This window comes from Lysobacter sp. Soil_N_51 (assembly GCF_057655755.1).
Map to the genome: position 1 here is coordinate 264,022 of NZ_JBDGLR010000003.1, position 12,825 is coordinate 276,846.

6 protein-coding genes are annotated in these 12,825 nt (G+C 63.3%); all 6 read left to right on the plus strand.

The genetic code is table 11. The features are described from left to right. Window positions 1-2 precede the first annotated feature (2 nt). Window positions 3-3,572, plus strand: a complete 3,570-nt coding sequence (locus AC3A4T_RS06610; protein WP_487674662.1) for an ABC transporter permease/M1 family aminopeptidase — start codon at window positions 3-5, stop codon at window positions 3,570-3,572. A gap of 974 nt (window positions 3,573-4,546) precedes the next feature. Next, window positions 4,547-5,890 carry a DEAD/DEAH box helicase gene (locus AC3A4T_RS06615; RefSeq protein WP_487674663.1) on the plus strand — a complete coding sequence of 448 codons (1,344 nt, stop codon included), beginning with the start codon at window positions 4,547-4,549 and terminating at the stop codon, window positions 5,888-5,890. A 259-nt stretch (window positions 5,891-6,149) separates the two neighbouring features. Continuing rightward, complete coding sequence (locus AC3A4T_RS06620; RefSeq protein WP_487674664.1) at window positions 6,150-7,643, plus strand: DUF3375 domain-containing protein; 1,494 nt, start codon at window positions 6,150-6,152, stop codon at window positions 7,641-7,643. A gap of 2 nt (window positions 7,644-7,645) precedes the next feature. Then, window positions 7,646-8,356: a DUF4194 domain-containing protein gene (locus AC3A4T_RS06625; protein ID WP_487674665.1), complete on the plus strand. Its 711-nt coding sequence runs from the start codon at window positions 7,646-7,648 to the stop codon at window positions 8,354-8,356. Continuing rightward, the gene (locus AC3A4T_RS06630; RefSeq protein WP_487674666.1) at window positions 8,353-11,673 is read left to right on the plus strand and encodes an ATP-binding protein; all 3,321 of its coding nucleotides are present in this window, start codon (window positions 8,353-8,355) and stop codon (window positions 11,671-11,673) included. Before AC3A4T_RS06625 ends, AC3A4T_RS06630 begins: the two co-directional genes overlap by 4 nt. A 10-nt stretch (window positions 11,674-11,683) precedes the next feature. Continuing rightward, the gene (locus AC3A4T_RS06635) at window positions 11,684-12,820 is read left to right on the plus strand and encodes a DUF3322 domain-containing protein (protein ID WP_487674860.1); all 1,137 of its coding nucleotides are present in this window, start codon (window positions 11,684-11,686) and stop codon (window positions 12,818-12,820) included. Window positions 12,821-12,825: the final 5 nt, after the last annotated feature.

Here is a 12,825-nt window from a genome sequence, read left to right on the forward strand (position 1 = left end):
CGATGATCCTTGAATTCTTCCGCTTCGAGCTGCGCCAGCAGCTGCGCTCGCCGTTGCTATGGCTGTTCGCGATGCTGTTCGGCCTGATGGCCTTCGGCGCCGCCTCCAGCGACGCGATCCAGATCGGCGGCGGCGTCGGCAACGTCAACCGCAATGCGCCCGCCACGATCGCCACGTTCTACTGCATGTTCAGCCTGCTCGGGTTGCTGGTGATCGCGGTGTTCGTGTCCGGCGCGCTGTTGCGCGATTTCGAACTGGGCACCGCCGACCTGTTCTTTTCCAGCCCGATGCGCAAGCGCGACTTCCTGATCGGCCGCTTCGCCGGCGCGCTGGCGGCGAGCCTGCTGGTGTTCGTGATGATCACCGTCGGCCTGCTGATCGCGCCGTACATGCCCTGGGTCGATCCCGAGCGGGTCGGCGCGTTCTCTGTGCAGCCGTACCTGTGGAGTTTCGCGGTGTTCGTGCTGCCCAACCTGATCTTCATCGGCGCCTTGCTGGCGCTGCTGGCGGTCACCGGGCGCAGCCTGCTGATCGTGTATCTGGGCGTGATCGGCTTCTTCGTGTTGCGCGGCGTGGCCAACAGCCTGCTCGCCGATCTCGACAACGAGTGGCTGGCGACGATGATGGACCCGTTCGGACTGACCGCGTTCCGGCGCACGATCCGGTACTGGTCGGCGCCCGAACTCAACACCCGGCTGCCGGCGATCACGGGCTATCTGCTGGTCAACCGCGTGCTGTGGATAGGGGTCGGCGTGACGATGATCGCCGCCGCGTTCGCCCTGTTCAAGCCGCAGCGCACCGGCACCGGCAAGGCCTGGTTCCGGCGTAAGCGCAAGACCGCGGGGATCGACACGCAAAGCGCCGGCAAGCCGGCGCCGAAAGTGCAGCCGGTGTTCTCGGCCGCGACCGCGCGCGCCCAGTTCCTGCACACGCTGCGCTTCGACACCGTCGGCGTGCTCAAGAGCGTTCCGTTCCTGATCATGCTCGCCTTCGCCGTGAGCGGCTTTCTGGCCAGCGCCGGCTCGATCCAGAGCATGTTCGGCACCAAGACCTACCCGACCACCTCGCTGATGCTGACCGCGCTGCAAGGCAGCTACAGCTTCATGCTGATCTTCGTGGTGATGTTCTACGCCGGCGAACTGGTGTTCAAGGAACGCGGAGTCAAACTGGCCGAAGTCAGCGACGCGATGCCGGTGCCCAACTGGCTGCCGTTGCTGAGCAAGTTCATCGCCCTGATCGCGGTGGTGCTGGTGTTCCAGGCAATCGGCGGCGTGGCCTCGATGGTCATGCAGTTGTTCAAGGGCTACAGCACCCTGGAGCCGCTGCTGTACGTCAAGCAGTTGCTGCTCGACGCGATTCCGTTCGTGCTGATGGGCGGACTGGCGCTGGTGCTGCAGGTGCTGACCAACAACAAGTTCATCGGCTACGGCCTGTTGATCGTGGTGGTGATCCTGCAGGCCACGCTCGGCCTGATGCACTTCGAACACAACCTCTACAACTACGCCAACGCACCGCGCGCGCCGTATTCGGACATGAACGGCTACGGCCAGTTCCTCGGCGCGCGGTTGTGGTTCCAGACCTATTGGAGCCTGCTGCTGCTGGCGCTGATGCTGCTGGCCGCGGCATTCTGGGTGCGCGGCGTGGCGCCGAGCCTGCGCGAACGCATCAAGCTGGCGCGTTCGCGCCTGCGCGGCGGCCGCGGCGTCGCCCTGGCGGTCGCGGTGCTGGCCTGGGTCGCGGCCGGCGGCTGGATCTTCTGGAACACCAACGTGCTCAACCGCTACGTGCCGTCGGACGTGGCGATGGACGAGCAGGCGCGTTACGAGAAGGACTACCGCAAGTACCACAACCTGCCGCAGCCGCGCATCGTCGCGGTCGAGAACGAGGTCGACCTGCGTCCGGAAACCCTCAGCGTGCGCACCCGCGGCCGTTACGAGATCGTCAACCAGCATGCCGAGCCGATCGCCGAGTTCCATATCGCGGTCGATCCGGAGGCGACGGTCGAGAAGCTCGAATTCGGCGGCGCCAAACTCATTCACGACGATGCGCGCGTGGGCTATCGCATTTACCGCCTCGACCAGCCGATGCAGCCGGGCGAACACCGCCAGCTGAACTTCGTCCAGTCCTATGCCCAGCGCGGTTTCTCCAACGAGCCGGGCAATACCCAGATCGTCGCGAACGGCAGCTTCTTCAACTCGTCGGTGTTCCCGAGCTTCGGCTACAGCGAAGGCCGCCAGCTCAGCGACCGCAACGAACGCCGCAAGCGCGGCCTGGGCGAAGCTCCGCGCATGCCCAAGCTGGAGGACCAGGCCGCGCGCGCGAACCATTACATCGCCGCCGATGCCGACTGGATCGACTTCAAGACCACGGTGTGCACCGCGCCGGACCAGATCGCGTTGTCGCCGGGCTATCTCAAGCGCGAGTTCCGTCGCGACGGCCGCCGTTGCTTCGACTACGCGATGGACCGGCCGATGCTGCCGTTCTACTCGTACCTGTCGGCGCGCTGGGACGTGCGCCGCGCCGAGCACGCCGGCATTCCGATCGAGGTGTACTACGATCCCAAGCACGCCTACAACGTCGATCGCATGATCGACGGGGTCAAGAAGTCGCTGGATTATTTCCAGGGCAACTTCACCCCGTACCAGCACCGGCAGGTGCGCATCCTGGAGTTCCCCGGCTACGCGAGCTTCGCCCAGAGCTTCGCCAACACCATCCCGTTCTCCGAGTCGATCGGCTTCGTCGCCGATCTGCGCGACCCCGATGCGGTCGACTACGTGTTCTACGTGACCGCGCACGAAGTCGCGCACCAGTGGTGGGCGCACCAGGTGATCGGCGCCAATGTGCAGGGCGCGACCGTGCTGACGGAATCGCTGTCGCAGTACTCGGCGCTGATGGTGATGGAAAAGGAATACGGCCGGGCCAAGATGCGCCGCTTCCTCAAGTACGAACTGGACCGTTACCTGTCCGAGCGCGGCGGCGAGCGTCTGGAGGAATTGCCGCTGTATCGGGTCGAGAACCAGCAGTACATCCACTACCGCAAGGGCTCGCTGGTGTTCTACCGCCTGCGCGAGGAACTGGGCGAGGCGACGGTCAATCGCGCGCTCAAGCGGTTCCTGGAGGACAAGGGTTACCAGAACCCGCCGTACACCACCTCGGCCGAACTGCTGGAGTACCTGCGCGCGGAAGCCAAGCCCGAGCAGCAGCAACTGATCACCGACCTGTTCGAGAAGATCAGCTTTTACGACAACCGGGTGGTCGAGGCGAGTTCGAAGAAACGTCCCGACGGCAAGTACGAGGTCACTTTGAATCTGCACGCGGCCAAGCTGTACGCCGACGGCAAAGGCAAGGAAACCGCAGCGCCGCTGGACGACTGGATCGAGATCGGCGTGTTCGCGCGCGGGCCGTCGGGCAAGGAGGGCGACGAGAAGGTGTTGTCGCTGGAGCGCCGCCACGTCACCCAGAACGATCAGACGGTGACGGTGGTGGTCGACCAGGCGCCGTACGAGGTCGGGTTCGATCCGTACAACAAGTTGATCGATCGGGTGCCGGCGGATAATCGCAAGAAGTTGTGATTGGGCTGGTACGGATAGAAGGCCGGGATCGGACTGTTCTCGCGCGGTGAACCGCATGCCCCCCTATGCAAAAAGGGGGCGGACGTTCGGCGTCGCAGCGATGTGGAAAGCAAATCCCCCGTGCGCGGGGGATTTGCTTTTTTGCGCTTTGCACCTTTGTTGTTCTGTCTGGGCTACGTATCCGGCTCGCGACGCGGTATCGCAACCTGCGCAGCAGTCGGGTTTTCGCGGTCGCGGCTTGCGCCGCTCCTACAGGGAGGCCATGCACTTTCGCCTTGAGCTTGAAGTCGCGCGTTCCATTCAAGCCGCATCGATGCTAGGAAGCACCCCTGTAGGAGCTGCGTGAGCTGCGACCGCGAATCCGCATCCACCGCGCAACCCGCAACGCGATCGGCCACATGGCGGTCGCAGCTTGCGCAGTTCCCACAGGAGGCAGCCCGGCGGGCGTCGGACCGGGTAGGGCCGCTGACAACCACGAGACCCATTACAGCGGCATCGCCATGCAATTTCGGGTGTTTGTTTTTGCGATAAGCAACCGCAACAAGCGATTCCAGTCGCGCACGACCACCCAAACACGTGACGCCTATTCAGGCAAGCAACCCCGGCCCGCCAGCGTCCCGCCCCAATTCGCCACCATATGACCGTCCGCTAACGCCTCCAACCGCGCAAAACTGGCGGTTTGGTCCGGTTTCGCGTACAGTTCGCGCCGTTCAGCGCACGGCTGCCTCCCCGCAAGGGTACGTTTCCCAGGTTGCCTGTCGCCCCGCACCGAGTTCTCGGATTCGCCGGCGCGACTTTTTATCCCGCACGTCTTTCGTAGCGCAGACACGGCCCGGAGCTTCCGGCGTCGTCAAATTTAGATACTCGCAGCGCGGTTCAAGGGAACGCTGGGGTCATCACGCGATCGTCTCGTTCGCGCGTCCGTTCCGTCGGGCGCGTCGGGTGCGCGCATCGCGAACCACTGGAGTTCCAACATGACGTTTGAATCGCTTGGGCTTGCGCCCGCGCTGCTGCGCGCGCTGTCCGAACAGAACTACATCAACCCCACCCCGATCCAGGCCGAAGCGATCCCGCTGGCCCTGGCCGGGCACGACCTGCTCGGCGGCGCCCAGACCGGCACCGGCAAGACCGCTGCGTTCGGCCTGCCGCTGCTGCACCGTCTGGCCACCACCCCGGGCAACAGCCAGCGCAAGCCGCGCGTGCTGATCCTGGCCCCGACCCGCGAGCTCGCGCTGCAAGTCAGCGACAGCCTGCGCGGTTACGCCAAGTACCTGCGTCTGAACGTGCACGCCATCTTCGGCGGCGCCGGCATGGGCCCGCAGCTCGACGCGCTGCGTCGCGGCGTCGACGTGCTGGTCGCCACCCCGGGCCGCCTGATCGATCACCTCGAGCGCGGCAGCGCCAAGCTCGACGCGGTCGAAGTGCTGGTCATGGACGAAGCCGACCGCATGCTCGACATGGGCTTCCTGCCCGCGATCAAGCGCGTCCTCGGCCGCCTGCCGCCGCAGCGTCAGACCCTGCTGTTCTCGGCGACGTTCGAGGCGCAGATCAAGCAGCTGGCGCTGGAGTTCATGCGCAACCCGCAGCAGGTGCAGATCGCCTCCAACAGTGTGGTCGCCGACGCGATCACCCACCGCGTGCATCCGGTCGACGGCGGCCGCAAGCGCGACCTGCTGATCCAGATCCTGGCGTCGCGCCCGAACGACCAGGTGATCGTGTTCGGCCGCACCAAGCACGGCTGCAACCGCTTGTCCGAGCAGCTCGAGGAAGCCGGCCTGAAGTCGGTCGCGATCCACGGCAACAAGAGCCAGGCGCAGCGCCAGAAAGCCCTGCGCGATTTCAAGGCGAACAAGGCCCGCGTGCTGGTCGCCACCGACGTCGCCGCGCGCGGCCTGGACATTCCGAGCCTGCCGCTGGTGATCAACTTCGATCTGCCGATGGTCGCCGAGGATTACGTTCACCGCATCGGCCGTACCGGCCGCAACGGTCTGACCGGTGAGGCGCTGTCGCTGGTGTCGCCGGACGAGGGCGGTCTGCTGCGTCAGATCCAGCGCATCCTCAAGGACGACATCGAGATGGTGACGGTCGCCGGCTTCGAGCCGTCGCGTCCGATCCGCATGGGTTCGGACGCTCCGGGCGCGCGTCGTCCCGGCGCTCCGGGCGGCAACCGCGCCGGCGCCAACGCGCCGCGCAAGCCGGCGCATCGTCCGCACGGCAAGCCGCCGGTGCGTCATGCGCACGCGGGCCCGAAGCAGCACCGCGGTGGCGGCGCCGGCGCGGGTCAGCCGGGTCAGCGGCGCGATCGCAATGCGGGTTGAGTGATCGCCCGCCAGGATGAATTGAAAAAAAGGCCGGCTTTGCCGGCCTTTTCTTTTGGGCGAGTAGGCACGGTTTACACGCAGGGATGGTCCGCCGGATCGGCGGGTTCCCGCATTCGGCACTAGCGTTTGCCGAACACGGCGTGGACTTAGTAGAGTCTGGTGGACGCGACGATTGAGTCTCGGCGTTATGGTTGGCTCGCCGAAGCACATTAGTCGCAAGCATCTGGGCCAAGCAGGGACTGGCTGAGTACACGACATGGATCGGACCACTCTCGATCGCACACAGTCCTACCTGCTTGCCCGCCATCAGCATCCGGCCTGGCAGTTGCTGGCTTCGCGCCGGGCGCCGTTGGTTATCAGCTGCCTGCAGACGTTGTTCGAGAAGAGCCACGACGGGGTAAGCCTGGAAGATGCATTGCAATCGCTCGCCGGCCTGCTCAGCGAGCATGCCGGTCAGCTCGAACGCGATGGAGAGGAAAACGATCCGCTCGCCGCCGCTCGCAAGGAGTTGCGCGGCTGGATCAAGCGCCAGTTGATCGTAGAGCGCGACAATCGCCTGTATGCGACCGACGCATTGGATGCCGCGCTGCGCTTCGTCGAGGATTTGGGCGGACGAATCATGACCTCCACCGCTTCGCGTCTGTCGGTGGTGCAGCGAGAAATCGAAGATCTGGCGGCCAGGCTCAATCCCGATCCGGCCAGCCGCGCGGATCGGATCCGCAACAAGATTGCGGGTCTGGAACGGGAGCTTGCCGACGCGTTGGCCGGTCGCGTGGACACGCCGAACGAGCAACAGATCGGTGAAGGCATCCGCGAGCTCTATGTCCTGGCGTCGGGGCTGCGCGCGGACTTTCGCCGGGTCGAGGATTCGTGGCGACAGGCCGATCGCGAACTGCGCACCTGGATCGTCAACGAACAGCATCATCGCGGCGACATCGTCGACTCTCTGCTCGACGGCCATGATCGCCTGCTGGAAACCGCCGAAGGGCGCGTGTTTCAAGGCTTCCAGCAACAGCTCAGCCAGGAGGTCGAGCTCGATCAGATGAAGCGGCGGCTGCGTACGATCCTGCGTCATCCCGGGACGGCGACCGCGCTCAATCGCGTCCAGCAAGCGGATCTGCGCTGGTTGGTGATGCGTCTGGTGATGGAGTCGGGCTCGGTCATACGGGCGCGGGCGCGCAGCGAGAGCGACGTGAAGAGCTTTCTCAAGACCGGGTTGGCGGCGGAGCATCATCGGGTTGGCGCCTTGCTCAACGAGGTGTTCAGCGTGGCGCTCGAACTGAACTGGACGCCCTCGCTTCGACGTAAAGCATCGCCGCTTCCGGTGTTGGCGCCGGCCAATTCCAATTTGTCGGTGATCGAGCGCCTGCGGTTCAAATCAGCGGACTCGACGGTCAAGCAGGAGCTTGAGCTCAAGCGTCAGAGCAGCGATTTGAATCGGGTGGAAGAGGATTTTTGGGCGTCGTTCGACAGTCTCGATCGCGAGGCCTTGATGCAGGAGACCTTGAAGATCATCGTTGAAAGCGAGAAACCGCTAAGCACGGGCGAACTGGCGCAGCGGCTTCCACCCTCGCACGATCTGGAAACCCTGGCGTTATGGATCGGCATGGCCAGGGAAGCCGGCAGTCCGGTCACCGAGCCAGGCGAATCAGTGCAGGTCGCCGACCGGCATGACGGCATGCTGCGTTTTCACGTGCCGAGCATCGAGTTCTCCGCGTCGCATTTCGAAGACTTCAAATGGGAGCCGTAGACATGCCACAGATCGATGCGTCCGATGAGGAACCCGAAGACACATCACCCGCCGTTGCGGCTCAGGACGACGGTGCCGCTGCCGACGGGCCGCAGACGGTGCGTGCGCCCGATTCGGTCAAGGCGGCGTTGCTGGAGTTGATGAAGTACGGGCTGTTGGAAGAATCCCGCAAGCCTAATCTCTATCGCACGGCACTGACGAATAGCGTGCAGATCGGTGCGATTCTAGACGCGCTCGATCTGGTGATGCGGGTGGACGACATCCGTGGGCTCGCGTTCATCGCGGTGTCGCAGGCCTATCGCGATGCGGAGGACGAGTGGTCGCATCCGCTGGTGCGGCGGCAACGCCTGAATCTGGAACAGTCCTTGCTGGTGGCCATTTTGCGGCATTACTACGTCGCCCATGAGGTCAATGCCGGACTGGGCGCGGCGGATGCGCAGATTCCGTTGGATGACCTGCTGCCGCAACTGCAGGTGTATCTGGGCGATATGGGAAGTGATGCTCAGGAAAAGAAACGGCTGTTGCAATTGCTCGAGCAACTCAAGGTGCATGGCCTGGTGTCGGATGTGGATCAGCACGAGCGGGTGACGATTCGCCCCATCATCGTGCATCTGGCCAATCCCGAAAGCCTGGAGGGGTTGCTGCATGTACTTCGTATCGAAGGGGCCGCCGGGAGGGGCGGTCAGCAGGCCACGCAAGAGGATGCGCCGTGATCAAGACTCTCCCCATGTTCGTGGATGAATCCTCGCTCAAGCGCAGCTATGTGTTGACTCATCTGGACGTTTACAACTGGGGCGCGTTCGGCGGCTCCCATGCCGCCGAGTTCGACCTGCAGGGAACCGCCATCATCGGCCCTACCGGCAGCGGGAAAACCACCCTGGTCGATGCCCTGATGACCTTGCTGACGGCCAACCCGCGCTACAACCTGGCGTCCACTGGCGGCCACGAAAGCGACCGCGATCTGGTGTCTTATGTTCGCGGTGTGTCCGGCGCCGGCAACGACAGCGGGCTCAATGAACATGTGGTCCGACCCGCCGCGGTTCTCACCGGTTTATGCGCTCGGCTCAGCGACGGCGTTTCGGTAGTCAGGATCGGCGCGTTGTTCTGGTTCGACGGCAGCAGCTCGGCGCCCAGCGACTTGAAAAGACGCTGGTTCTTTTCCAAGGCGGATCAGCCTGGGCTGGACGAATGGCTCGAAGCTGCGAACAGCGGCGGTGTGCGTGCGTTGAAGGAGATGGAGCGCATACACGAAGGCCTGAAGATGTACGAGTCGAAGACGGCCTATCTGGCGAGGATGCGTGAATTCTTCGAGATCGGCGAAAACGCGTTCAATCTGCTCAACCGTGCGGCGGGACTCAAGCAACTCGACAGCATCGATACCGTGTTCCGCGAGTTGGTGTTGGACGACAAGGCGGTGTTCAGCCAGGCCAAGAGTGTCGCCGAAGAGTTCGACACCCTGGCCAGTATTCGCAGCGAGCTCGAAACGGCTCGGGTACAGCGCGATTTGCTCAGGCCGATTGAGAAGACCTGGGCCGCGCGCAGGGAGCTGCTTGATGAACTCGAATGGCGGACGAGGCTGCACCGAAGCCTGCCGGTATGGTTCGCCGATGGCGCGATGGTGTTGTGGGATGTGCGGGTTGGTGAGTTGCTGGCGCGCGAGCGGGATCTGTCCATCGACTTGGAGTCGCTGGAGACGCAGGTCAGGTCTGCGACCCAGCGCGCATTGGAATTTCAGTCGGCGTATCTGAGCGCCGGCGGCGGGACACTGCAGGAGCTCGAATCGAGAGCCGAGATTCAGACCAGTCTGGTGAATGAGCGCATGCGGCGTGCGTCCGCCTATCAGTCCATCTGCGGTGCGCTGGGGCTTGACCAGACCTTGTCGACGCAGGCTCTGCAGAGCAACAAACGGCACGCCGCATCGCTCAAGGTGGATGGAACCGCAGGTCACGAGAAACTCAAGGACGCTGCTTGGCGGGCTGGCTCGCTGGTGTCGGAGCTGGAAGAAAAGATGGCCGCGGTCGACAAGGACCTACAGGAGACCCGATCGCGTCCGGGCTCCAATATTCCGACCGAACATCAGCGATTTCGTTCCCTGCTCGCCGGGCATCTTGCGGTTGAGGATTCGCAGTTGCCGTTCTTGGCCGAGTTGGTGGAGGTCAAGCCTGATCAGCGGCGTTGGCGCGGTGCGATCGAGCGCGCCATCGGGGCGCATCGGCTACGGATCATGATTTCTCCGGTTTTGACCGGGCCGGCGATGAAGTGGATAAATCAGCGAGACAACAAGCTGCATGTCATGTTGCGCGAGGTGCAGGCCGATTCGCACCAGCCCTCGTTCTTCGAGGACGGCTACGCCCGGAAACTTAGCTTCAAGGCCCATCCTCACCGCGACGCGGTCAAGCAGTTGCTGGGCAAGTTCGATCGCCACTGCGTGGATACCGTCGAGCAATTGCGTGTTACTCAACATGCCATGACCGATCAGGGAATGATGTCGGGAGGTGCCGGATTTTTCGACAAGCAGGATCAGCGGCGCCTTGGCGACGACTGGTTCACCGGTTTTGACAATCAGGATCGTTTGCTCAGCCTGCAGGCTGAGTTGCAGGGTTTGGAAGATTCGCTGCGAGAAGCGCAGGCGAAATTCCGCTCGGCGCGGGTCGAGGCGGAGGGAAAGCAAAAGGAATTATCCCAGCTCGAACAGATAGAGAGTACGCATTTCGTCGATATCGACTTGCCGGACGCGCAGGCTCGGTTACAGGACATTACGGAGGAGATTCGACGCTTGAAGGAGCCGGGGTCCGATCTGGAGTCGGCACGCAAGAGATGGGAAGAGCATGAAAAGAAAGCCGGCCTGGCACGTGAGCAGGCTGTGCAATGCAAGGTGGATCTGGGCGTTCTGCGAGAATCGACCAAGAACTCCGCGACACAATTGGAGCGTTTTCGCCGCAGGCGCGGCGATGGGCTCGATGAGCAAGCCATGTTGCTAGCCCGGCAGCATTTGCCGGAGGTTACCGAGGCCCAACTGGATCAGCTGGACGATCTGGAGCGCAACCAGACCCAGTCCTCGCAGGCAACGATCGATGGCTTGTTGAACCGGCAGCGCAAGATCGAGGGACAACTGGTACGCGAGATGGAGCACGCGAAGAAGGTCGATACCGGCGCATTGGCAGAAACCGGCACCCTCATCGACGACGTGCCCGACTACCTCGCTCAGCTTCGGGTGCTGGTGGAGGAGGCCTTGCCAGAAAAAATGCAGCGTTTTCTGGCGTATCTAAATCAGTCTTCAGATCAAGGCGTGACCCAACTGCTGAGCAGCATCGACAACGAGGTGTCGGTCATCGAGGAACGCATCGATGAGCTCAATGCCACCTTGCGACGGGTCGACTATCAGCCCGGCCGGTATTTGCAATTGGAACCGCAGCGGGTCGAGCACGAAAGTCTGCGCACGCTTCAGTTGGCGCGCGCTCATTTGCGTTCGGCCCAGCTGAAGGACGATCATGGCGAGAGCCACTATCAGGCGCTGAAGCATCTGATCGACCTGTTGAGGGAGGCGTCGGACCGACGTAAGACCTTGGCATCGCTCGCCCTGCTGGATCCGCGCTATCGGCTCAGTTTCAGCGTGCTGGTGATCGATCGCGTCAGCGGCGCCACCATCGAGAAGCGGACCAGTTCGCAGGGCGGAAGCGGCGGCGAGAAGGAGATAATCGCCAGCTACGTCTTGACCGCGTCATTGAGCTATGCGTTGTGCCCGGCCCAGAGCGAGCGGCCTTTGTTCGCCACGATCGTGCTTGATGAGGCGTTCTCGAAGAGTTCGCAGGCCGTCGCCGGACGTATCATCCGGGCACTGGAGGAGTTTGGCCTGCATCCCTTGTTCGTGACCCCCAACAAAGAGCTCAGGTTGTTGCGGACCCATACGCGGTCGGCGATCCTGATTCATCGTCGAGGCAGCGAGGCGACGATGACTTCGATAAGTTGGGAGGCGTTGGCCGAACACGCGCGCGGTCGTGGGGCGAGTGCGAATGAAGTCGCCGGCTGACTTGGCCAAGGTGCTCGCGCGCGAATGGGATAACGCCGATCACCGTGAGCAACGCCTGCTCGATACCGGGGCATGGCCAATCTCCAAGGTCATCGGTAAACCGACCGCGCGCAGCGTCAGCGACGCTACGTCCGCGGTTCGCGAGCATCTGCGGCGTTGGCGCGCGGTCGGCTTTGGTGAGGTGGAGTGGGAGGAGGTTTCCTTCCGCAGTGCCGCGGAGTCTGTGCTTGTCCCGATTACGTGGCTATTGCACGAGCCCGCGCAATGGGTTGCGGCGACAGGCGATGCGTCAGTCTCGCTGGAGTATGCGCGGCTGCGACATTTCATGGCGCATTGCGATCCCATATTTCACCGCCTGCTACTGCGCAGCCGATCGCTGTGGCGCAATCGATCCGATGCGGATGTCGTGCATGCGGCCGAGGCCGCCTTGAGATTAAGTCCGGGTTGTGCGGCAGGACGACCGTTGAGGTCGCTGGCGATCGCCGAAGTCGATACGAAATTTTTCGAACGTAATCGTTCGCTGGTGGTCGCGTTTTTGGACGTCAGATTCGATGGCGCGGCGTCGCAGATGGGGCTGGAGGCGTTTGTGGGCGCGCTCGACGAGGGCGATCACTGGCTTTTGGTGGCGCCGCTGGAGTCTGGATTGTTGCCGTTCGCGCAGCAGCGCGTGCGTGCGCGAGAGTTGATGGAGCGGCCTTTGCCGGGTGAGACGCTGTTGGTGGTCGAAAACGAGCGCTGCTTGTATCAACTGCCGCCGTTGCGTGGAACGGTCGCGATATTGGGCGCGGGCTTGAATCTGGGCTGGATGCGCGCCGTCTGGCTGGTGGACAAGCGCATTGGTTATTGGGGCGACATGGATACCTGGGGCCTGCTCATGTTGGCCAGGGCGCGAAGATGTCAGGCGCATGTGGAGACGGTGCTGATGCACTCGGCGTTGTTCGATGCGTATGCCGGGCAGCTGGCGGTGGCCGAGCCGGTGATCGCCGGGGCTTGCCCGGCAGAAGGATTGAGCGAGGAGGAGGAGCTCTTCTACTTGGCCCTGAGCGAACTGGCGAAGGGGCGTCTGGAGCAGGAGTTCATACCGAAGCTGACGGTGGTCGACGAACTGCAACGATGGTTCTCCACAGTCGGCCCAGATGCTCGCTAGCCGGT